Raw genomic sequence first — 22,233 nt, forward strand, 5'->3', positions numbered from 1 at the left:
CGTCTACCCGTACGCGAACCTGGGCCTGTTCATGGTCGCCGGCCCATACGTAGATTTCGGGGTATTCGGGTGCGCATACCCGGACACCCATGTATATCGGTAGGAAAACCCGTATGCGTACGGGAGGCTGCTCGCCGCGGGTGCGTACGCGGAGAAAAAACCGTCGGTCCTTCGCATTAACGAGCGAAACTCACGGGTTCAATTCACGGGGGTGAATGAGTTGAGGGAATTCGCACATGCCGTACCCGGCGCCAGCCCACAGCCGGAAGAAGGCGACCTGGCGCAGGAACTGCTCGCAGTGCGGGCACTTGTCGAGTCCACGGTGATGAAGCACCGTGAACGGCAGTCACGCAATGCCTGGTTGGCGGCGGTCAGCGCCCAGGACAATGAAATTCTGGTGACCGCGAAGAAACTGATTGATGAGGCGCAAGAAAGCATCGATATTGTGCTGGCCACCGACTCGGCACCATCGCATGTGCTGTACTCGGCGCTCGGTGACTGGATGGTGTCGGCGTCCGTTGGTGTGCGAGGCATCGGTGCAGGTGGAGCGGTAGACACGGCGGCCGGGAGCGACGGCGCCGAGGTGGCGGGCCTGGCCCCCGCCGGCAGCGCCGGCGCCGAATCGGAGGCCATGGCCGGTTCTCGCGCCTTGCCGGGGGCCGACACCGGGCCGGGGGGCGGGCCCGCGCCGGGCTCGGGGCGGCGCGCGGTGCGCACCCGGCTGCTGTGCACCCCCAGCGCGCTCGACTGGCAGTTCATCCAGCGGCACTCCGGGGGACCCATGCCACTGGAGGTCCGAGTGGCCAGGATTCCGCTGCTCGCGGCCGTCCTCGTGGATGGTAAAGCGGCTTTGGTCTGCGCGGATTCAGCGGTCGGCCGGCGTGCTTCGACCATCAGGGACCCGGGGGTCACCGAGGCCCTGCGGACCCTCTTCGCCGGCATCTGGCGCAAGTCGCTCGCGGCATCGGAGCGCCTGGACGTCGGTGACCGAGGCCGCAAGGAGATGCTCCAACAGATCCTGGAATGGCTCCGGCTCGGCGTCACCGACGAAGTGGCCGCGCGCGAGCTGTCGGTCTCGGTCCGTACGTACCGACGTTACGTCGCCGAAATGATGTCCCTGCTAGGCGCCGACTCCCGCTTCCAAGCGGGCGTGCGAGCGGCCGAGTTGGGGCTGCTACCAGCGGCTTCTACTCAGGACATCCGCTGAACAGGGCCACGGCGCGACCTTGGAGGGAAGTGGCGAGGCCGGCCGGGGGGCCGGTTGAGGTGTCGATGGGGCGCTCTCGAAGAGGGGGTTGCGGGGTCGTGTGGAAGAAGCCGATACAGACAAACCGCGCTGAGGTTGAGCGGAAGCCAAAATGAGCGAAAGACAAACTATTGCTGGGTGCCACGTGCGGCTGGCAGCTTCCTGTAGTGGTCATTGCGGGCGTTCGAGCCGGACGGATAGACATGTCAGTGGGAATTGGAATCCGTACCGGCTTAAGGGTGCGGAATCTCACCGGTGGCCACTCCTCCCGGAGCGCCAGCGGTGTCGGAGGTTCGGCAGTCTTCCCCCGGTCACGTCGAACCTCCGCCCGTTAACGCTCGACATCCGCAACGAAGCCGTGGTTGTGGGCGGTCCTGGCATACCGCGGGACCGGTCCGATGAGGAGACACACGCATGACGACGACTAGTCCCGAGAAGGCACTGTCCGCTGAGCAGACGCTGAGCGGGGTCGGTGTCCTCGACAAGGCCTCGCTGCTCCTTGGGGTCCTGGAAGCCGGTCCGGCCTCATTAACGAGGCTGGTGGCCGACACCGGCTTGAAGCGCCCAACAGCCCACCGGCTGGTACTCGCCCTGGAACGGCTGCGGTTGCTGGCCCGAGACAAGCACGGGCGGTTCATCCTGGGGCCGCGACTGGGGTTGATGGCCGTGCAGGCGTGCCAGGACCGGTTGTTGACGGTGGCCAACCCGGTCCTTTCCGAACTGCGCGACCTGACCGGGGCGAACGCCCGCCTCTACCGCCGCAGGGGTAACTTGCGTATCTGCGTGGCAGCGGCTCCGGCCCCCTCGTACGACTCGACAGGCCCCTACGACTCGGTGCCCGTTGGCGCGGCCTTCCCGATGAACGCAGGGCCCACCTCGCAGGTGTTGCTCGCCTGGGAGGAGCCCGAGGTGCTGCACGAGATGCTGCGGGGTTCGCGGTTCACCGCCGCCACCCTCTCCAGCGTCCGGCGGCAGGGGTGGGCGCAGAGCATCGACATCCGCAAGCGCGAGGGCGCGGAGGTGGCGGCTCCGGTATACGGGCCGGGCGGGCGGGTGGTCGCCGCGCTCTCCGCGTACTGGCCGGGCGGCAGAATGCCGAACAACGCTGGGCGCATGCATGTGAGCGAATTGGTGGACGCGGCGGTACGGATCGGGCGCGGCTTTCCCGAGTAGGGCTCGGCTGCTCGGGGAAGCCGACCGGCTTCCCCGACGCATCCGTGTTCATCCCTCCTTCTCGCTTGCCATCTCGCGACCGGAGGCGGCCTGCGCGATCATGAGGGGGCTCGGTACCCGTCGTCGAGCAGCCGCCCGGAGGAGAGATATGGCCGTCACCGCTGACCAGCCCGCGCCCATCACCCGCGAGGACTACGCCGCCCGAATGGCCCGAGCCGCCCGGGCGGCGCTTGACGCAGGTCTCGCCGGGCTGATCGTCACGCCGGGGCCCGACCTCGCCCACCTGTGCGGCTACCACGTTTCGGCCACCACCGAGCGGCTGACCGCCCTGGTCATCACCCCGGATCGGGCGCCGCAACTGCTGGTGCCCACGCTGGAGCGGCCGGACGCCGCGGCGGCGACCGGTGCCGGGGCGGTCGAGTTGATCAGTTGGACGGACGGCGACGACCCGTATGCAGCGACGGGCGAGCTGTTGAACCCGCGGGGACGTTACGGCGTCGCCGACTCGGCCTGGGCGCTGCACCTGCTAGCCCTCCAACGCACCCTCCCCGACACGACGTACAGCTCCCTCACCGAGGTGCTGCCGATGCTGCGTGCGGTCAAGGACGCACACGAGGTGCAGCGGCTCGCCGCGGCGGGTGCCGCGGCGGACGCCACGTACGAAAAGATCACCAAGGTGCGCTTCGCCGGCCGCAGGGAGTGTGACATCGCCGCCGACCTGGCCGACCTGCTGCGCGAACACGGGCATCGTCAGGTGGACTTCACCATCGTCGGCTCGGGCCCCAACAGCGCCAGCCCGCACCATGAGGCGGGCGAGCGGATCATCGAGGACGGTGACATGGTCGTCCTCGACTTCGGTGGCCTCAAGGACGGTTACGGCTCCGACACCAGCCGCACCGTGCACGTCGGCGAGCCGACGTCGGAGGAGCGCAAGGTGCACGGGATAGTCCTTGAGGCGCAGCAGGCGGCGTTCGACGCGGTACGGCCCGGGGTCGCCTGCCAGGAGATCGACCGAGTGGCGCGCCGGGTGATCACCGAGGCCGGGTACGGCGAATACTTCATCCACCGCGTCGGCCACGGCATCGGCGTCACCACCCACGAGCCGCCGTACATGGTGGAGGGCGAGCATCTGCCGCTGGTGCCGGGCATGTGTTTCTCGATCGAGCCGGGCATCTACCTCCGCGGGCGCTTCGGCGTCCGCATCGAGGACATCGTGACCTGCACGGACACCGGGGGCCGACGGTTGAACAACACCTCGCGCGAGCTTCGCTTGGTGAACTGACCTGCGGCGAACGGAACTGGCCTGCGGTGTAGGGGGTTTGTGCTGGGACGGGATCGCGCTGGCGTGGCTGGTGTTGCCGTAGGTCTGGCGCGTACGCGGCATCGGTCCCACCGGTTACGGGTGGGGCCGATGCCGCGGCGGTAGCCAGGCGCGGGGGCGTTACGGGATCAGCACGACCTTGCCCATGGTGCCGCGGGTCTCGATCGCGTGGTGTGCCGCCGCGGCCTGCGCGAGTGGGAAACGGTGCACGGTCGGGACCAGCTTGCCTGCCACGGCCTGCGCCATGGACTCCTCCTCCAACTTCCGCATCCCCGCCATGCCACCTATCCGGTCGAGCATCGGCTTGCCGACGACCTGCTGCGAGGTGATGCCGCGGCGCTTCAGGTCCTCGTCGGTCAGCTCCAGCGGGCCGTCCGCGGCCCAGCCGTAGACGATGTGATGCCCGCCTGGTCCGAGCAGGTCAACCGCGCCGAGCCCCAGTTCGCCGCCTACGGCGTCGAAGACGACGGTGGCAGCGCGATCGCCGATGGCGGCACGGGCGCGCTCGGTCCAGCCGGCGGCGGTGTAGTCGAGGGCGATGTCCGCGCCCAACTCCCGTACGTGCGCGACCTTGGCTGGCCCGCCCGCGAGGCCCACGACGGTGGCGCCTGCGTTCTTCGCGTACTGCACGAGGAGCGAGCCGATGCCACCGGCAGCCGCCGTGACGATCACCAGGTCATCGGCGGTGAGCTCGGCGAAGCGCAGGATGCCCATGGTCGTACGGCCGGTGCCGATCATGGCGATGGCGTGGTCAGTGGGCAACGCGTCGGGGAGTTGGTGCAGCTTCTCGACGGCGACGACGGCGAGTTCGGCGTAGCCGCCGGGCACCAACCCCAGGTGCGCCACCACCCGCCGGCCGAGCCACGCGCCGTCCACGCCCGCACCGAGCTTGTCGATGGTGCCGGCGACCTCACGCCCGGGGATCGTGGGCAACTCCGGCAGGTCGTAGGGGATCTTGGGATCGCCCGAGCGGAAGGTGGTGTCGATGACGTGTACCCCGGCCGCCGCGACCTTGATGCGGACCTGGCCCGGGGCGGGCTCGGGGTCGTCCGTCCGCTCGTACGTGAGGTTCTCGGCCGGCCCGAAGGCGTGCAGACGAATGGCGTGCATGGCGATCTCCATCGGTAAGGGCCCTGGGGGCCGCGTCATGCGACCAGCGTCCAACTTCAACCATTGTTGAAGTCAACCTAGGTTGGCCGGTTGGCCTGTTTGGCTGGCCGGCTGGTTGGCCGGTTGGCCCGTTCGGCTGCCTGGCCGGCTGGCTGACGGAGATCTCCGAGGTGTGGGTGAACCGGTGCCGTGGCTGAGGGGCGATGTCAGACCCTCGGTGCACGATGGGGTGTGCCGGAGTGATGGGCGGCGCGGATGGGACGGGGAGAGGGGTGCGAAAGGTGCGAGTGGTGGAGCGGGCGCAGCGGCGGGCCGGTGGGACGGGTGGGACGGGTGCGGGAGGGCACCGGAAGGCGAGCGGCGGGGCGCGGGAGCCGCGGCGCCCCACGGTGTCGCTCCCTGCCCTGGCGCCTTACGCGGAAGGTGAGTTGGAGCCGGAGGGCGATTACGACGGGTGGGAGTTCGCGGATCTCGATCTACGAGACCAGGCGGCGCGCGGCGCCCGGTTCCTGGATTGCGCCATACGCCGCTGTGCGCTGGACGAGACGATGCTCAGCAGCGCCCGGTTCATCGACAGCGTCCTTGAGGGTGTGCACGGAGTGGGCACGGACCTGTCGGCGGCCTCGCTGCGCGATGTGGAGCTGACGGACGCCCGGCTGGGGGGCACCCAGATGCACGGTGCCTCGCTGGAACGAGTCCTGGTGCGCGGCGGCAAGATTGACTATGTGAACATGCGCCGCGCCAAGCTCAAGGACGTCACCTTCGATGGCTGTGTGCTGGTGGACGCCGACTTTGGCAACGCCACGTTGGAACGGGTCTCCTTCGCGAACTGTGTGCTGCGCCAAGTGGACTTCAGCGCGGCCCGGATGAAGGAGGTGGACCTGCGCGGCGTCACCGAACTCGGCATCGCGCGCGGTCTGGACGCCCTGGCCGGCGCCGTCATCAGCTCGCCGCAACTCCTCGAACTGGCCCCGGCGTTCGCCTCACAGTTTGGAGTCCAGGTCGAGGACTAGCAGGACGGCCCGGAGGGATGAGACAGCAGGGGCCGGGGCGGGCCGGGGTGAGGGGAGGCGAGGGGAGGGGCAAAGCCAGGCCGAGCGAGGGCGGCGGGGCTGGGGCAGCTGGGCGGAGAGGGCGGCGCGGATCGCAGGGGCGGGTGGTGCGCAAAGGGCGGTGCTGAAGGGGGCGGCGCGCAGGGGAATCACGTGCGGGGGAAGCGGCCCTGCACGTCCCAGACCACGGGGTTGTCGGCCAGTCCCTCGTGCATGTCCGCCAGATCCGCGATCAGGTCGTGCAGAAAGTCGCGGGCCTCGCGGCGTAGCGCCCGATGGTTGAAGTTCAGCGGTGGCTCTTCGGGCGGCACCCAGTCAGCGGTGACGTCCACCCAGCCAAAGCGGCGTTCGAAGAGCAACCGATCGCTGGACTCGGTGAAGTCCAGCTCGGCGTGGATCGGCCGGGCGGACCGGTTGCCGCGCGGATCGCGGTCGAGCTGCTCCACGATGTCGCACAGTGCCCACGCGAAGTCGAAGACCGGCACCCATCCCCAGGCTGTGGACAACTCCCGATCCGCCTTGGTGTCGGCGAGGTAGACATCACCGGAGAACAGGTCGTGCCGCAGCGCGTACGCATCGGCGGTGCGGTAGTCCGTCTGCGGCGGGTCGGGAAAGCGATGGGAGAGGGAGTAGCCGAGGTCGATCACGTTGTTTATGGTGTCACGGGTACGGCATGCGCTCCGCGGCACGTCGCCGCCTCGCCCGCCCCGTAGCCGCCGGCCGGTTCACCGGCCTAACTCCGCTGGCCTTACTTCGCTGGCCTTATTCGGCCGGCTCGCACTCGGCAGGCTCTCACTCCTTGAGTCTCGGGACGCCTTCTTGCCAGCCGCCGGCTCCGCTCTCCACTGGGTGCCTCTGCTGACCCCCTGAGTGGTCCCGGAACCCCCCCCCGCCCTGTGTGATCCCGGGCCCCCGGGGCTCACGGGTCTCAGCGGGCCCTCGGAAGCCCGCGGTCTGTATGGCCTCACCTCTCGCGCACGTCGTCGCGGTCCACCGCCGATGCGTTTCTGGCGCACGTCATCCCAGCCCATGCGGCACTCCCGTCGATCGCGATCCCCGCGGTCGGCGGCTCGCACAGCAAGCGGACCAGGCGAGCCCGGGGCGTTGGCCGGACGCGTACGTAGCAGGTCGGGAGGCTCGAAGCGCCCACCGCTCGGACGCGCGTTGGTGGCGGACCGGTGCGTCACCGGGAGGGAAGCGCGATGACACCGGGCCATCGGTGGTGGACGGCCAGGCGGCCGGATGGTGAAGAACTGGACGACGGCGAAGGTGAGCGCGCGGGCGCGGGAGGAGCGCGAGGTGCCGCGTATCCGGCGCGTCGGTGGGTGCTCGTCTCGGTGGCCCTCGCGGTCTTCTGCGTACAGCTGGACGCGTTTGCGCTGAACCTGGCGCTGCCTCGGATCGGCGCTGACCTAGGGGCCGACCTAGGGGCCGACCTAGGGGCCGATCTAGGGGCCGGTCTCGGGGCCGGAACAGCAACCGGTACGGATGGCACGCGGTGGGTGGTGAGCGGCTATCTGTTGGCGGCGGGCTCGCTGATGATGGGGGCCGGGCGGCTGGGCGATCTGCTGGGGCGGCGGCGGATGGTGCTGCTTGGTCTCGCGTTGTTCGCGGTGGCGTCGGCGGGGTGCGCGCTCGCGCTCACGTTGCCGATGCTCGTGGCGGCCCGGGTGGCGCAGGGCGCCGGTGGTGCGCTGCTCATGCCGTGCGCCCTGGCGTGGCTGACCAGCGCCTATCCGGCGGAGTTGCGCGGGCGCGCCACGGGGTGGGCTCTTGGCCTCGGTGGCGTCGCCACGGCGTGCGGCCCGTTCGTGGGCGGAGCCCTGACGCAGGCCGTGTCATGGCGGGCGATCTTCTGGCTCAATGTGCCGCTGGCCGGATGTGCTGCTCTCGCCGCGCTGGCCGCGCCCGGCGGGAGCAGCGGCGGAGGCGGAAGAGGCGTACGCCACCGTAGGAGCTGGCGAGGTGGGTGGGGCCGATGGGGCCGGCAGAGACAGCGGGGCAGCCGGTCCGGCCGGGGTCCGCACGACCGCCGGGCCAGCCGAGACCTGCCAGGCCGCCGGGGCGGTGTTGGCCCGCGGGGGCGGCTGGACTGGCCCGGGCTGGTGACGGGTACTACCGCGCTCGCCGGGTTAGCGCTGCTCGCCGACCGGGGCCAGGCATGGGGGTGGCTGTCGGGCGCGAGTGTGGCGACGCTCGTGGGGTGCGGGGCGGCGCTGGCCGCCTTCGTACGGAGGGAGTACACGGCCCTGGACCCGCTGGTGGACCTGGCGCTGTTCCGTAACGGTCGCTATGTGGCGCTGACTGGTTCCGGGGCGGTGGCCAACGCCGCGACGGTGGTGTTTCTCTTTGTCGTCCCGCTGACGTTGCAGGGGCCGTGGGGGCTGTCGGCGGGGGCGGCGGGCGGTGCGTTCCTCGCTCCCGCGACGGCGATGGCGGTGGCGGGTGTGGTCGCGGGGCGGGTACGGCCGCCGCTGGCGGTTGCGGTCATGGCCGGGTGCCTGGCCGCGGGGGCGGTGACGCTCTGCGCGGTGGCGGTGGCCGGCACCCTGCCGCTGTACCTGCTCGCGGCCACGGCCACCGGCGCGACCCTGGGCCTGGCCAACGCGTTGACGCTCACCGCCACCCAGGCGGTCATTCATCCCGACCGAGCGGGCGAAGCGTCCGGGATCACCAAGACGGTGATCACCGTGGCGGCGGGCGTCGGCGTGGTGCTGGCCGGCCCGGCGGCAAGCCAGGCGGCGGCGGATCGGGCCCTGTTGTTGGCGGCGGTGGCCTGCGGAGTGGCCTGTGGCGTGTTGTTGGCCTGGCGCTGTGTCCTGCCCAACCGCGGCTAGTAACGCCGCGGCTAGCGTCGCCGCGAGGCCGCGTCCCGCCTGCGGGGCGAGCGGGGCGATGGAGGGAGTGCCTCGCTCCGCCCTGCGACGTAACGTGCCCTCATCGCTGAAACCGTTACTGCGGCACAGTGACTATTACTGCGTGACGCTCACCGCGGGAGGGTGACTTCGCTGCGAGGGGCCAGCTGGTCGTCCTCGGGCAGGCCGCCGTCATCGACCGGCTCGGGACGGAGCCGGCCCATCGGCGCCGCGGCCTGGGCGACTTCGTGATGCGTACCCTCATCGACGACGCGGTAGCGCAGGGCGCGACCCTCGGCGTCCTGGGCGCAACCGATGACGGGCGCGCGCTGTACCAGACGCTGGGCTGGAAGCGGCACGCCCCGCTCGCGGCGTGCGTCTACCGCCCGTAGCCCGGCCGTTGAGCCTGTGGTCTCGCCTGTTTGGCGGCGATGGGCTGGCAGTGAAGACGTCCGCTGGGCGGCGTCGAGCCCCCGCAGGTTCGCCTTACGCGGGAAGTCCGGCCCCTGGCCTCTGTTCCGGCCCTGCCCCTTGCCACGGCCCCTGTCCCTGGGCGATCAAGCCCGTGACCTCGGGCAAGCGGAAGCCCCGCCGGTTGCGAGAGGCAACCGGCGGGGCGTCCTGGCCGGGGTGACTGGCTGCCACGATCACTGGCTGGCTGCCAGGATCACTGGCTGGAGAGCGCTGCTAGACCAGTGGGGGTCAGCCCACGGCGTTGCTCGGAGTGCGGAACTTCTTCGGGAAGACCTGGTCGCAATTTTTGACGGTGCCTGTGGCATCCGACCACTTGCCGGTCACCCACTGCTCCTTGCCGCGGAGCTTGTACCAGACGACGTCGCTCTCGATGTTCTGGGCGCGGACCTTACAGTCGATTCCGAACTGCGCCTTGTTGCTGAGCACGCCGACCGGGCTGGAGTCGATGCTCGGGTACATCCGCACGACGAGCTCCTTGCCGCTGATGGTGTTGACCGTCCCGTACGGCTTCGCCGGGGCCGCGGCCTTGGCCGGGCTCGCGGCCTGGGCCGACGTCGCACTCATCCCGAATGCCACACCGCCCGCCGCCACGCCGAGGGCCAGGGCTGCTGCCGTCGCACGTGCGCGGCGCGTCCTTGTGGTCATCTCACTCAACTCCTTATGTCGCGTGCCCGGCCCGGTGGGCGCTGGGGCACAAGAGTGGGGATTACATAAGCGAGGACGCGACGACTTGGGGGAAAGGTTCTGGTATGTCCAGATTTTTTTGTATTTTTCTCTCCGAAGTCGAGTACGACCGGGAACGACAAGCACGGGCCCGCCGGGGGAGCCTCCCCAACGGACCCGCGTGCGGTGCTCTGGCCTTCGCTCGTGACGCCCGGCCGCAGCGGGCGCGCCGCCCGCTGCGGCGACACGGGTCCGCTCAGCCGGCGTGCGCCTGCCCCGCGCGGTGCGGCTCAGTGGCCGCGCGCTAGCCACTCCTCCAGGTGCGGGGCCTCCGCGCCGATCGTCGTGGAGTCGCCGTGGCCGGTCCGTACCACCGTCTCGGGCGGCAGCGTGAGGAGCCGGTCGCGGATCGAGGCGATGATCGTCGGGAACGAGGAGTACGAGCGGCCGGTGGCGCCGGGCCCGCCCTGGAACAGGGTGTCGCCCGAGAACAGCGTCCCCACGCCCGGCACCCCGTCCTCGTCCGGTGCCCCCGCCGTCAGCGTCGGCGCGTACAGACAGACCGCGCCCGGCGAGTGCCCGGGGGTGTGCAGCACCCGCAGCTGCGTACCGGCGACGGTGAGTACGTCGCCCTCGGCGAGTTGGCCGTCCGGCGCGCGGTCTGGGTGCCGCATCCGCCACAGTGCCTCGTCCTCCGAGTGCAGCAGGATGGGCGCGCCTGTGGCGTCGGCGACCTCGGGCGCGGCGTCGATGTGGTCGTCGTGGCCGTGCGTGCACACGATGCCGAGCAACCGCCGGTCACCGATCGCCGCGAGGATGGCGTGCGCGTCGTGCGCGGCGTCGATGACGAACACCTCGCTGTCGTCGCCGACCAGCCAGACGTTGTTATCCACCTCCCAGACGCCGCCGTCCAACGAGAACGTGCCGGAGGTGACCAGGTGATCGATACGGGCGTACGCGGTCACAGGATCACCACCGAACGCAGCACCTCGCCGCGATGCATCTTCGCGAACGCTTCCTCAATGCCGTCAAGTTCGATCGTCTCGCTGACGAACGCGTCGAGGTCGAGCCTCCCCTGCCGGTAGAGGTCGATGAGCATCGGGAAGTCCCGGGACGGCAGGCAGTCGCCGTACCAGGACGACTTGAGGGCGCCGCCGCGGCCGAACACGTCAAGGAGCGGCAACTCCAGCTTCATCTCCGGGGTGGGCACGCCGACCAGCACGACGGTGCCGGCCAGGTCGCGCGCGTAGAACGCCTGTTGGTACGTCTCCGGGCGGCCGACCGCGTCAATGACGACATCAGCGCCGTTGCCGTCCGTAAGACCGCGCACGCTCTCCACGACGTCCGCCGTCCGACCGTTGATGGTGTGCGTGGCGCCCAGCGTGCGGGCCTGCTTCAGCTTGCGGTCGTCCAGGTCCACCGCGATGATCTTCGCGGCCCCGGCCAGTTGCGCGCCCGCGACGGCCGCCATTCCGACACCGCCACAGCCGATGACGGCAACCGAGTCGCCCCGGCCGACGTTGCCGGTGTTGATGGCGGCGCCGAGGCCCGCCATGACGCCACAGCCGAGCAGTCCCGCGGCGGCCGGCGAGGCGGTCGGGTCCACCTTGGTGCACTGGCCCGCCGCGACCAGCGTCTTCTCGGCGAACGCCCCGATGCCGAGCGCGGGCGTCAGCTCGACACCGGCCGCTGGGCCCTCGCCGATGGTCATCTTCTGCGTGGCGTTGTGCGTGGCGAAGCAGTACCACGGGCGGCCCCGCTTGCAGGCCCGACACTGGCCGCACACCGCTCGCCAGTTGAGGATGACGAAGTCGCCGGGCGCCACGTCGGTGACCCCGTCGCCGACCGACTCCACTACCCCGGCCGCCTCGTGCCCGAGGAGGAAGGGGAAGTCGTCGTTGATGCCGCCCTCGCGGTAGTGCAGGTCCGTATGGCACACCCCGCACGCCTGGACCTGTACGACTGCCTCCCCCGGCCCCGGGTCGGGCACCACAATGGTCTCCACCCGGACCGGTTGGCCCTTGCCCGGGGCCACGACGCCGCGCACCTGCTGTGCCATGCGAGCTACCTCTCTCTACGTATCGCGCCTGCCCGGTTCCACCTCCGCGCTGCGCGGCCTCCACTCTCGTACCTGGGGCCCCCACCGTCCAACCGACGCGGCCCACGACCTGCGCCGGGACCGGCCTGGCAGGGGCGGGGCTCAGGGCGGCGCGTCGTCGCGCACCCGGCCTGGTGAATCGCCGGTCGCGTCGCCAATCGAGTCGCCGGTTGCGACGTCGGCCGCGTCGTCCGTTGATTCGTTGGCCGATTCGGCCGTGGGGCAGTCGGTCGCGGTGCAGCCGGCCGTTGCGCAGTCGTCCATCGGGTACGTGGTCAGCCGCTCACCTCGGCAGGCGGCGATGCGTAGGGCCCGATCCGACGACTGCACGAGTTCGTCCACGGCGAAACGAAGCTGATCCACCGATGGGGTGCCGCGCAGCATCGTCCTGGCGTCCTCGGCCACCGACGCCACCTGATCGAGCGCGCCGTCCTCCATGGTCTGCATGAGGCAGGCCAAGGCCCCTCGCTCATCGTCACTGGCCAAATAGCACGAATGGCCATGAGGCCCCACGTACCGCCTAGGGTGCTGCCACGCTGTGTTTCCCAACAGGGCAGCCACTCCCTGCCTCTGCTCGCCTTCATGGCTCACGGGCCGCGCCCTCTCATCCCGGGAAGTCCGCACACACCAAGGCAGTTGCCCATATCCCGACGAGGACCGCAACCACCAGGGTGGCCACCCGGGCACGGGGAGTGGCACTCCGGGCCCTACATACCGGTGCCTTTCCGGCCATCTGACGGCGGAAGCCCCCGGATCGCTCCGGGGGCTTCTCACTTCATACGGTTCAGGCCACTTGCGCAGCCATGGACTCGTACGGCATAGGCAGCGACGCGTACTTAGACGGTGACGCCGAAGTCCTGCGCGATGCCCGTGAGGCCGGACGCGTAGCCCTGGCCCACGGCGCGGAACTTCCACTCGGCGCCGTTGCGGTAGAGCTCACCGAAGACCATGGCGGTCTCGGTCGCGGCGTCCTCGCTCAGGTCGTAGCGGGCGAGCTCGGTGCCGCCAGCCTGGTTGAGGATGCGGATGTACGCGTTACGCACCTGGCCGAAGTTCTGGCTGCGGCTCTCGGCGTCGTAGATGGAGACCGGGAAGACGATCTTCTCGACGTCGGCGGGCAGGCCCGCCAGGTTGACGTTGATCTGCTCGTCGTCGCCCTCGCCCTGGCCGGTGACATTGTCACCGGTGTGCACGATCGACTGGTCCGGCGTCGCCTTGTTGTTGAAGAAGACGAAGTGCTGGTCCGAGTAGACCTTGCCGGCCGGGTTCACAGCGATCGCACTGGCGTCCAGGTCGAAGTCCTGGCCGGTGGTGGTGCGGACGTCCCAGCCGAGGCCGACCGTGACGGCGGTCAGGCCCGGTGCCTCCTTGGTGAGCGAGACGTTGCCGCCCTTGGACAGGCTTACAGCCATGGGGTGTCCCTTTCGTGTACGGGTTGGTGATCGGGCTTCGTGTTGACCACGAAGCTACCGTCACCCCTCACAACGCCATGAGGGGACCATGAGGTTCCAGCCCGCTTTACTTTCTTTGCCAAACGCTGGCGGTGTGGAACATGGCCTTCCGTTCACCGGCGGGGGCGGGCCGTTGCTGGGTGGACGTACGGATCGGCAGTCCGGGCCGAAATGCGGGTGACGGGGGCGCGTCAACGCGGGACCATGGGGACATGTCCGGGCCCTATGTCATCCGTGGTTCGGTCTCCTTGCCGGAGGCCGAGCTGATGTGGCGTTTCTCCAGGTCCTCCGGGCCCGGAGGACAGCACGTCAATACCAGCGACAGCCAGGTGGAGCTGCGGTTCGACCTGGCTGCGACCGAGGCGCTGCCGCCGGTGTGGAAGGAGCGCGCGCTGGAGCGGCTGGCCGCACGGCTGGTGAACGGCGTCGTGTCGGTGCGCGCCTCGGAGCACCGCTCCCAGTGGCGTAACCGCGAGACCGCCGCGGTCCGGCTCGCCTCCCTCCTCGCGGAGGCCACCGCGCCGCCACCCAGGCCCCGGCGACCCACGCGGATTCCTCGGGGCATCAACGAACGGCGGCTGCGCCAGAAGAAGCAGCGCAGCGATACGAAGCGCGGCCGTTCCGGGGACGGCTGGCAGTGAGCGGGCGCCTCCCGACGACAGGCGGCGGGGCACGGTGGGGTGAGATGCCGGGGGGCGTCAGGGAGCCACCCACTTCCACCATTGGTTGCGGATGCGCTCATCGCACGGGAGTTGCACGACAAGCCGCTCCACCGCGGCATCTCCCTGCACCGCCAGGCAGACATCGCCGGTATGGCGATTGCGGATCATAAAACGCCCGCTGCCCTTGTCGCCGAAATCCACGTACCATTCTTGGTCCGACCACTTCTGGCATGCGAACAACCGTGCGTCCTGGCCGATCCTGCCGGTCACACACTTACCGCGGCTGCCATGAACGTTGCGCAGCGCGTAGCTCGTTCGCGCGCCTGATTCGAAAGCCCAATTCTGATCGTTCCAGTTCTGGTCGGGATTCGCGCACGTCGTCGCGATGACCGGTTGCTCGTTGGCCTTGCCGCGCGCGGCTATGCAAGTTGGTTGTACTCATTGCGAATTGCCGCTGTTTTACCGCGCAAGGATGCGTCGCGCTGTCCACCCGCCCGGCCGGGCGGCTTGGACGTATGCCACGACGGGCCTTTCGCAGACGGTGCGTTGGGGGCGCTCGGGGCGTTCGGGGCGTTTGATGGGTCCGATGCGGAGGGCGATGTCTGCCGCTGTACGGGGTCGGGGCGCGGCGTACGGCGAGGAGCCTCACCACCACCACCGCGGCGGCGACGGTCGCGAGCAGCAGCCGGCGCTGCTTCGTGCGACCGGCCGGTGATCTTGGCGTCGGAGTGGTAGTCGCTCCAGCTCGTTTTTCCTGTGTGGTATCGCTCGGCGAGCTCCCGCACCGTACGGCCTTTGCATGAGCTCGCGTAAGAAGGCGGCCAGTTCGTTGGCCTGCGTGGTTCGCCCCCCGGAGCGCCTTGCGGGCGTCCCGGTTATGCCACCGTCATCCCCCTCATTGTCCGCGGACAATCCTCTTGTCCGCGGCTCAACAGGCTTCTCCCACCGTACTGTTGACGTCTCGTCAGGTCATCCTGCACCGTGAGTTTCCAGCGCTCCCCAAGCAACCGTGCGGACCTCATGCCGGAAACCGCCGACGCCGCGGACGGCTCTGCGGGGGGTTCGGGCGCTCAGGTATCGGAAGACGACCCGAAGGAAGCGCACATGATCGGTGCCGTGGCACGGGGCTTCACGCCCAAGTACGTCTTCGGGCAGTACCCGGGGTCGATTCAAGCGGCACACGCCCTGCGCGGGGTGATCTTGCTCGCCATCACGGTTTTCGCGGGACGGCTCGCGCTCCCCGACGCTGATCGGACCATGTGGCATGTCTCGGTCACCGTGGTCATCGTCGCCATCGTGCTGCCGCTGGCCTGCACCGTCCTGGTCATCGCGGCCGGGCAGGATCGCCGGGGATGGACGATGCGGTGCGCGCTGCGGCCGTTGGGCGCGCTGATTCGCGTCTCGGTGCTGCTCGGCCTGCTCTGGTGGCTCGCCGCGCACCTGGAATCCGGCAGCGGCGGTGGGCTGATCCTGCGCTACCTCGGGGCCCTGGCCCTGGCGGTGTGTTGCCTCATCGCCTTGACCCTCGTCTACTTCCACCACTTCAACGCGGTGGATGGCCACCCACTTCTCCCCGCGCTGATCGGCCCGTGGCCCGTCGTGGTGCTCGCGTACATGGACGCGGATGGCACGTTCCTGGCCTGGCTGCCCGCGCTGCTCACCACGGGTGTCTCGCTGTGGGAGATTACCTGGCTGTCCCGGGTCGGCATCACGTTCACCAGCGGTGCCCCCGATCTCGCCAGCGCGCCCGAGAGCGTTTGATACCGCCGCACTGAGGGGGCCGCGTCGCTGAGAAGTGCGGGAGTGCGGGGGCGTGCGGCGAGGGACGCGGGGCGTGCGGTTCAGCCCAGTTGCCGGTACCGGCCGCGGAAGTACAGCAGTGGCCCACCCTGCGTGCCCTGGGTCGCCGCCGTCAAAACGCGCGCCACCACCAAGGTATGGTCGCCCGCCGTCACGCGCTGCTCCGTGCGGCACTCCAACGTTGCCAGCGCCCCGCCGACCAGCGGTGCGCCGGAGGCCTCGCCGCGGGTGTACGCGATGTCGTCGAACAGCAGCCGGTCGCTGATCCGGCCCTTCATCGCGAAGCGGCCCGCGATGTGCCGCTGGCTCTCCGAGAGGAGCGACACCGCCCACAGCGGTTGTCGCTCCAGCACGTCGTCCATCCGCGACTCGTTGCGAACGCTCACCATCACCAGCGGCGGCTCAAGCGAGACCGACAGAAACGCCGTCGCCGTCATCCCGACGTCCTCGCCGCGTGGGCCGTCCTCCTCGTCGTACGCCGTCACCAACACCACACCGGCGGCCAGCCGCGACAGCGCGGTCCGGAACTTATCGTCACTCACCCCTCCAGCATGGGGGACAGCCGCCCCCGGCTCTGCTGGAGCCGCGGCGCCTGGGGCGCCTGGGGCGCCGGGGGCGTCGGGGACATCAAGGGGTGAGCCCGGAGCGGATGAGGTGCGAGAAGAGACCGATGTTTGCCACACGTCTTCGACGCTAACCGGCCGGCCCGACACACCGCATCGGGCTCTCGGCTGAGAGCGGCCCTAGGTCGTTGGGCGGAGCTCAGCCGAATACGTACCGATATTCGATTCAGCCTCTCGGCTTAAACGTAATCCCATTCCGGATTTGCTTTCAGGAAATATCGCGGTAGCGCGGAAGGCGCCGAGTATGGCCTTTATCACCAACGCGACCACGCGCTGTGACATGAGTCACAACGGGCAGTAATTGTTGACCCTGTGTACCGAGTGGACAGCTCGCTGTGATTCAGTGACCGTGGCAGTGAAGAGGACGACGAGAAATTCTGGAGTTGCTGTCGAGGCCTCGGGGGAGAGCGATCGATGGAGACCGAGTCGGAGCCGTACATCCGTCTTGCGACCCTGCGGCAGCTACATCAAGTGGTCGCCGAACTGAACACCGCGCGCAGCCTGGCAGAAACCCTGCAAACCGTCGCCGACGGAGTGACCCAGGGGCTTGGCTATGAGCTGTCGGCCGTGAATCTCGTCCGGCCCGATGGCGATCTGATGGTCGCGGCGGTGAGTGGCAGCCCCGGAGCCGAGGCCCTCATGTCGGGCCGGATCGGCTCCCGGGAGTCCTGGGAGCGGCGGCTGACCATGGGCGAGCGTTGGGGTGATTTGCGGTTCATCCCGTACACCGAGGGCTGGGTGCTCGACGACGACGACGTCCCGCAGTGGCACGTCGCCGGGCCGGCCCCGCGCTTCCCCGACGAGTGGCACCCCATGGACCGGCTCTTCGCGCCGATGCACGCAACGGGATCGACCCACGGCGAACTGCTCGGCGTGATCTCCGTGGACAAGCCCCGCAACGGCCGCCGCCCCGGCGCCTGGGGCCGCGAGGCGCTACAGATGTACGCGTTCCACTCGGCCATCGCCATCGGCAACGCCCGGCTGCGCGCCAACATGCAGCGCGCCCTGGTCCGGCTCGAACGCGACCAGCAGGCGCTGCGGGCCAGCGAAGAGAGCTTTCGGCAGGCATTCGAGTACGCGCCCAGCGGCATGGCCATCGCGGAGATGGGCGGCGACCAGCACGGGCGGCTGCTGCGCACCAACGACGCACTGTGTCGGCTGCTCGGCCGCTCGGCCACCGCGCTGCGCCGCTACTCCTTCTCCGACATCGTGCACCCCGAGGACATGGGGACCCTGCTGCGTACCTCGGCCGAGGGAGGCCGCGCCGAGCTGCGGCTGGCCCGGCGGGACGGGACGTACATGTGGGTATCGCTGCGAAACTCGGTGGTCGCGGACGCTGCCATCGGGCCGCGCTTCCTGCTCACGCACGTCGAGGACATCGAGGAGCGCAAGCGGCATGAGTTCCAGCTCGCGCACCGCGCCAGCCACGACTCGCTGACCGGGCTGCCCAACAGCGCCGAGCTGCGCTCCCGGCTCAGCGCCCGCCTTTGCGGTCGCCCGCCGCAGCCCGCCTACATGGGCGCGGACGCCGCGGGGCCCGGCCTGGACGGCGCGCATCCTGCGGGTGCGGCCATCAAGGGTGCGGCGTTGGTCGGGGGCATCGAGCCGGACGCGTACGTGCAGGGCTTTGGCCTCGATGGGTTCGACGGCACCTCGGTGGACCTCGGCGACCTGGGTGCCTTGGTCGGCCTGGCGGGGACCGAGTCGTTGGGGGGCCTCCCCGGTGGGGCCGATGCCAGCCTGTTCGATCACCACGTGCACACCTTCGCGCCCGCCGAAGGCGAAGAAGACGATGGCACCAAGGGGCTCGCGGTGCTCTTCTGCGACCTCGACGGCTTCAAGTCGATCAACGACAGGTTCGGCCACCACACCGGTGACGCCGTGCTCATCGAGGTGGCTCGCAGGCTCTCCCACGGCGTACGGGACGGAGACACGGTGGCCCGGCTCGGCGGCGACGAGTTCGTGGTCCTAGCCGATGGACTAGGCCGGGCCGATGCGCAGGATCTCGCCGTACGGTTGCGGAATGCGATCATTCCGCCGATTCGTTTTGAGGGCCGAGCGGTACGGGTAGGCGCGAGTTTCGGCATTAGTTGGGCCGCCTGCGGGATGTCGGCCGAAGAAGTGCTGCAATCCGCTGACCAGCGAATGTATGTGGAAAAGCGGTCGCGTTCGAAGGCGAATCGGCGCGCTGGATAGCGCGGGCGCAGTCTGCGGGCAGTGCCGGGGCGGTGCTGGCCTGGTGCCGGGATAGCGTCGGAGATGGCGTGGAATGGCGCCCGGCCTTGAGGGAAGGGGCATGACCGGCCGCGCGTGAGTTGCGGGGCGGGGTAGGCTGCGCCGGTCGGCACAGCCGCCGAGAATGAATCGATTGTGAACATTGGCCATCTGGACAGCGCACGGCTATTTCGGCCGCCCCGGCCCTGATAAGAGCTGTTCTGGCACCTTGAGTGCCGCAGCGCGGATGACCATCAGGGAAGAAGTGGGAGTGACCAGGGGATGACGGCCGGCAATAACGGCTCTGGGGCGCAGCAGGACGACGACCCGTTCGCCTATCTGTACCGCCAAGAGGGCGGCGACGAGGGCGCGGGCCAGGGCACCTCAGCCACGCCACGCACGGGCGGTTACGGCTATCCCGGACCGCAGCAGCCAGGCGTTCCCCGTACCTCCTACAACCATGTTCGGGCGGTCGGTGAGCGGCAGTACGGGCAGCACCAGCAGCAGCCCCCCGCCCAACAGGGCGGCTACGGGTATCCGCCGCAAGCTTCCCAGCAGCAGGGTGGCTATGGCTACCCGCAGCACAACGCCCACTACACCGCCCCCGAGGCGCTGCCCCAGCAGACTCGGCAGCGGGTGCACGCGGGCCAGGCGCCCGGCGGTGTTCCGCCCCGCCAGCCCGCTCCCGGGTACGGCGGTCACGGTGGGCCCGCGGGGCACGGCGGTGGCGGTGGTGGTGGTGGCGGCCGGGGGCCCAACAGCAAGGGCCTGTTGATCGGTGCCATAGCCGTGGTCGCGGTCGTCATCGTCGGCATCTTGGTGGCGATCATCTCCAACAGCGCGGGCAAGGACGACAAGGCCGACCCCGCGAAGGACGACCGGCCAACGGCGGCCCAGAGCGTCAAGCCCAGCGATACGCCAAAGCCCGCCAAGAAACCGACCAAACTGCCCACCGAGGACGCGTCGGTGATGCGGCTTGAGGGCGGCACGACCCTCGCCACGGACATCCCGGGGGCGGAGGCCAAGGGCGGTACGTACGTCGCGGGCATCAGCACGCCGGGCGCTTCCGCCACCTGGAACGTGGACGTGGAGAAGGCGGGCCAGTACCGGCTGTACGTCAGCTACGGGGTGCCCGGTGAAGATCAGGACCTCGCCCTCACGGTGAACAGCAAGCAGGACCCGCGCCCCCTCAACATGGAGAACTTCGCACACGCGAAGAAGGGCGACTGGGCCAAGGGCTGGACCCACACCTACTCCATCGTCAACCTGAACAAGGGGACGAACACGGTGCGGCTGTCCTGCGAGACCGGAAACAAGTGCAACGTCAACCTCGACCAAGTGTGGCTGACCCAACGCCAGGGCTGAGCCGCTAGGCGGCGCCGAGTTCCCCACTCGGCGCCGGCACGGCGATCGGCCCGCTACCCGGCCACGACCGCCAGGAAGCGCGCCACCGTCTCGGCCATCGCGTCCCGGGCCGGGCCCACGTACTTGCGTGGGTCCACCATCGTGGCATTGGCCGCCAGCTCATCGCGTACCGCGCCGGTGAAAGCCGTGTTCAGGGCCGTGCCCACATTGATCTTCACCATGCCCGCCGCGACGGCGCGACGGATCTCCGCGTCCGGCACGCCCGATGACCCGTGCAGCACCAGCGGCACCGACACCGCGTCCCGCAGCCTGGAGATCAGCTCGTGGTCGAGTGCGGCCGTGCGCTCGGTCATGGCGTGCGAGCTGCCGACCGCCACGGCCAGGGCGTCCACGCCGGTGTCCGCCACGTACGCCGCGGCCTCCGCGGGATCGGTGCGTACCCCAGGGGTGTGTGCGTCCAGGGGCGCCTCGCCCTCCTTGCCGCCGACCTTGCCGAGCTCGGCTTCCACCCAGATGTCCCGTTCGTGACCCCAGCGCACGGCGTCGGCGGTGGCTCGCACGTTCTCCTCGTACGACAGCTTCGACGCGTCGAACATCACCGAGCTGAACCCTTCGGGGTGCGCCGCGTACAGCAGTTCGGTGCTCTCCACGTGGTCCAGGTGGAGCGAGAGCGGGGCGGTGGAGGCGCGGGCCACGGCGGCAGCGGCGGCGGCGATCGGGGCGAGCCGCCCGCCGTGGAACCGCACGGCGTTCTCCGACACCTGGAGGATCGCGGGTGCGCCCGCGGCCTCGGCGCCGGCGGCTATCGCCTCGGCGTGTTCCAGCGAGATGACGTTGAACGCGGCGAGCGCGCGACCCGTGACGCACGCCTGCGCGACGAGTTCACCAGTGCTGACGAGTGGCATGTGGTCCTCTGTCCCGGGCCGGGCACGGCCCATCGTTCTCGCGTCGGATGGCCGCGGCGCCCGCGCGGTTGCGCGGGCCCTAGCGACCGGCCCCGCGGCCGAGCGGTGTTCTCGCGCCGGGCAGCGGCCCGGCGTGTCGTGCACGCGACTGCGGCGCCGTTGCCGATCGCGGAACTGAAGGGTGCGGGGCGGGCCCCGCGTGGGAGCGCGTTGTGCCGGGTCACGCCGCTGCCGGGTGCGGGCTGACGCGGACCTGGGGGAGGAGCTGCGCATAGGTGGCCTCGTCGTACTCGCCGGCCACCGGCGCGCGCACCGTCGCGGCCGACAGCGCTACCGCGCGGGCCAGCCGATCCGGCCACGGCAGCCCCTCCGCGAGGCCGGAGAGCAGCCCGGCCACGGCCGAGTCGCCGGCGCCGGTCGGGTTGCCCGCGATGCGGCTCGGCGGGGCCGCGCGCCAGGCGCCGTCCGGCGTGATGGCCAGCAGCCCCTCGGGGCCGAGCGAGGCGGCGACCGCGTGCGCGCCGCGGCGTCTGGCCTCGCGCGCGGCGCGTACCGGCTCGGTGGAACCGGTCAGCGCGGCCAACTCGTCGGCGTTCGGCTTGATGACGTCGGGCCGGGCGGCGATGCCGCGGCGCAGCGGCTCGCCGCTGGTGTCCAGGAGGACGGGAACGTGCGCGCCGTGCGCCGCGCGTATCAACTGGGCGTACGCGCCGACCGGCACCCCTGGTGGCAGGCTGCCGCACAGTGCGACGGCCGCGGCGCCATCGAGCAACTCCGCGTACCGGTCCGCGAATGCCGCCCACTCGGCGGCGGAGACCAGCGGGCCCGGCTCATTGAGCTGGGTCGTGTCCCCGGTGGACGCGTCCACGACACCCACCGTGCGCCGGGTGGTGCCCGCGATGGGCACGAACGCGTCCGCTACTCCCGGGTACGAGCCGAGTTGGTCGCGCAGCGCGGCGCCGGTCGCCCCGCCGATCAGGCCGGTGGCGACCGTGTCGTGGCCGAGCGTGGCCAGCACCCTTGCGACGTTCAGACCCTTGCCGCCCGGCCGTTCGATGGCTTCGGTGATCCGATGGCTGTGGTGAGCGCGCAGGCGCGGCACGCGGTAGGTGATGTCGAGGGCAGCGTTGAGCGTCACGGTCAGGATCACTGCGGGCTCCCCCTCCCCGTTGGTGGTGGTCGTGCCGGTGCCCTGAGCGGTGCTGGCGGCCGGGTGGCGTC

20 protein-coding genes and 1 pseudogene are annotated in these 22,233 nt (G+C 70.1%); 10 read left to right on the forward strand and 11 right to left on the reverse strand.

Annotated elements, in window-relative coordinates:
• Positions 1-211: 211 nt before the first annotated feature.
• From FHS42_RS36675 to FHS42_RS07355, 3 genes are all read left to right on the forward strand, one after another.
• Positions 212-1,207 carry a helix-turn-helix transcriptional regulator gene (locus FHS42_RS36675; RefSeq protein WP_312866766.1) on the forward strand — a complete coding sequence of 332 codons (996 nt, stop codon included), beginning with the start codon at positions 212-214 and terminating at the stop codon, positions 1,205-1,207.
• Positions 1,208-1,660: 453 nt separating this feature from the next.
• Positions 1,661-2,419, forward strand: coding sequence for an IclR family transcriptional regulator (locus FHS42_RS07350; protein ID WP_184570047.1), 759 nt, complete (start codon positions 1,661-1,663; stop codon positions 2,417-2,419).
• A gap of 148 nt (positions 2,420-2,567) precedes the next feature.
• Positions 2,568-3,701 carry an aminopeptidase P family protein gene (locus FHS42_RS07355; RefSeq protein WP_184570049.1) on the forward strand — a complete coding sequence of 378 codons (1,134 nt, stop codon included), beginning with the start codon at positions 2,568-2,570 and terminating at the stop codon, positions 3,699-3,701.
• A gap of 159 nt (positions 3,702-3,860) precedes the next feature.
• On the opposite strand, the gene FHS42_RS07360 is transcribed toward FHS42_RS07355, so the two are convergent.
• Positions 3,861-4,850, reverse strand: a complete 990-nt coding sequence (locus FHS42_RS07360; RefSeq protein WP_184570051.1) for a zinc-binding dehydrogenase — start codon at positions 4,848-4,850, stop codon at positions 3,861-3,863.
• A gap of 272 nt (positions 4,851-5,122) precedes the next feature.
• Between FHS42_RS07360 and FHS42_RS07365 the strand changes: the two genes are divergently transcribed.
• Complete coding sequence (locus tag FHS42_RS07365; protein WP_376772541.1) at positions 5,123-5,863, forward strand: pentapeptide repeat-containing protein; 741 nt, start codon at positions 5,123-5,125, stop codon at positions 5,861-5,863.
• Between the two features lie 188 nt (positions 5,864-6,051).
• On the opposite strand, the gene FHS42_RS07370 is transcribed toward FHS42_RS07365, so the two are convergent.
• Entirely contained in the window at positions 6,052-6,549 is a 498-nt protein-coding gene (locus tag FHS42_RS07370; protein WP_184570053.1) for a hypothetical protein, read from the reverse strand.
• 555 nt (positions 6,550-7,104) lie between these two features.
• Between FHS42_RS07370 and FHS42_RS07375 the strand changes: the two genes are divergently transcribed.
• Together FHS42_RS07375 and FHS42_RS38530 are read left to right on the forward strand one after the other, a co-directional pair.
• A complete protein-coding gene (locus FHS42_RS07375; RefSeq protein ID WP_184570055.1) occupies positions 7,105-8,739 on the forward strand; it encodes an MFS transporter in 1,635 nt (544 codons plus the stop codon).
• Between the two features lie 179 nt (positions 8,740-8,918).
• Positions 8,919-9,149 (forward strand): annotated as a pseudogene (locus FHS42_RS38530) (GNAT family N-acetyltransferase); the annotation flags it as partial.
• Positions 9,150-9,459: 310 nt separating this feature from the next.
• On the opposite strand, the gene FHS42_RS07385 reads toward FHS42_RS38530, so the two are convergent.
• The 5 genes from FHS42_RS07385 to FHS42_RS07405 form a co-directional block, all read right to left on the reverse strand.
• Entirely contained in the window at positions 9,460-9,876 is a 417-nt protein-coding gene (locus FHS42_RS07385) for a hypothetical protein (RefSeq protein ID WP_184570057.1), read from the reverse strand.
• A 308-nt stretch (positions 9,877-10,184) separates the two neighbouring features.
• Complete coding sequence (locus FHS42_RS07390) at positions 10,185-10,859, reverse strand: MBL fold metallo-hydrolase (RefSeq protein ID WP_184570059.1); 675 nt, start codon at positions 10,857-10,859, stop codon at positions 10,185-10,187.
• Entirely contained in the window at positions 10,856-11,953 is a 1,098-nt protein-coding gene (locus tag FHS42_RS07395; protein WP_184570061.1) for an S-(hydroxymethyl)mycothiol dehydrogenase, read from the reverse strand. Before FHS42_RS07395 ends, FHS42_RS07390 begins: the two co-directional genes overlap by 4 nt.
• Before the next feature lie 141 nt (positions 11,954-12,094).
• On the reverse strand, positions 12,095-12,439 hold the full coding sequence (locus tag FHS42_RS07400; protein WP_184570063.1) for a hypothetical protein: 345 nt from the start codon (positions 12,437-12,439) through the stop codon (positions 12,095-12,097).
• A gap of 389 nt (positions 12,440-12,828) precedes the next feature.
• Positions 12,829-13,404 carry a TerD family protein gene (locus FHS42_RS07405; RefSeq protein WP_184570065.1) on the reverse strand — a complete coding sequence of 192 codons (576 nt, stop codon included), beginning with the start codon at positions 13,402-13,404 and terminating at the stop codon, positions 12,829-12,831.
• Positions 13,405-13,655: 251 nt separating this feature from the next.
• Here FHS42_RS07405 and arfB point away from each other — a divergent pair, with 251 nt between their 5' ends.
• Entirely contained in the window at positions 13,656-14,084 is a 429-nt protein-coding gene (arfB, locus tag FHS42_RS07410; protein WP_184570067.1) for an alternative ribosome rescue aminoacyl-tRNA hydrolase ArfB, read from the forward strand.
• A gap of 57 nt (positions 14,085-14,141) precedes the next feature.
• Here arfB and FHS42_RS07415 read toward each other — a convergent pair whose 3' ends face one another.
• On the reverse strand, positions 14,142-14,528 hold the full coding sequence (locus FHS42_RS07415; RefSeq protein ID WP_184570684.1) for an RICIN domain-containing protein: 387 nt from the start codon (positions 14,526-14,528) through the stop codon (positions 14,142-14,144).
• A 681-nt stretch (positions 14,529-15,209) separates the two neighbouring features.
• Here FHS42_RS07415 and FHS42_RS07420 point away from each other — a divergent pair.
• Positions 15,210-15,866, forward strand: coding sequence for a hypothetical protein (locus FHS42_RS07420; RefSeq protein WP_184570069.1), 657 nt, complete (start codon positions 15,210-15,212; stop codon positions 15,864-15,866).
• A gap of 80 nt (positions 15,867-15,946) precedes the next feature.
• On the opposite strand, the gene FHS42_RS07425 is transcribed toward FHS42_RS07420, so the two are convergent.
• The gene (locus FHS42_RS07425) at positions 15,947-16,447 is read right to left on the reverse strand and encodes a flavin reductase family protein (protein WP_184570071.1); all 501 of its coding nucleotides are present in this window, start codon (positions 16,445-16,447) and stop codon (positions 15,947-15,949) included.
• Between the two features lie 495 nt (positions 16,448-16,942).
• Here FHS42_RS07425 and cdgB point away from each other — a divergent pair, with 495 nt between their 5' ends.
• A complete protein-coding gene (cdgB, locus tag FHS42_RS07430; RefSeq protein WP_184570079.1) occupies positions 16,943-18,724 on the forward strand; it encodes a diguanylate cyclase CdgB in 1,782 nt (593 codons plus the stop codon).
• A gap of 300 nt (positions 18,725-19,024) precedes the next feature.
• Positions 19,025-20,107: a carbohydrate-binding protein gene (locus tag FHS42_RS07435; protein WP_184570081.1), complete on the forward strand. Its 1,083-nt coding sequence runs from the start codon at positions 19,025-19,027 to the stop codon at positions 20,105-20,107.
• Between the two features lie 53 nt (positions 20,108-20,160).
• Here the strand turns inward: FHS42_RS07435 and FHS42_RS07440 are convergent, their stop codons facing one another.
• Both FHS42_RS07440 and FHS42_RS07445 read right to left on the reverse strand, forming a co-directional pair.
• Positions 20,161-21,012, reverse strand: coding sequence for a class II fructose-bisphosphate aldolase (locus tag FHS42_RS07440; RefSeq protein ID WP_184570083.1), 852 nt, complete (start codon positions 21,010-21,012; stop codon positions 20,161-20,163).
• 220 nt (positions 21,013-21,232) lie between these two features.
• A complete protein-coding gene (locus FHS42_RS07445; RefSeq protein WP_184570085.1) occupies positions 21,233-22,162 on the reverse strand; it encodes a 1-phosphofructokinase family hexose kinase in 930 nt (309 codons plus the stop codon).
• Positions 22,163-22,233: the final 71 nt, after the last annotated feature.

The organism is Streptomyces zagrosensis (assembly GCF_014203645.1).
GTDB lineage: Bacteria > Actinomycetota > Actinomycetes > Streptomycetales > Streptomycetaceae > Streptomyces > Streptomyces zagrosensis.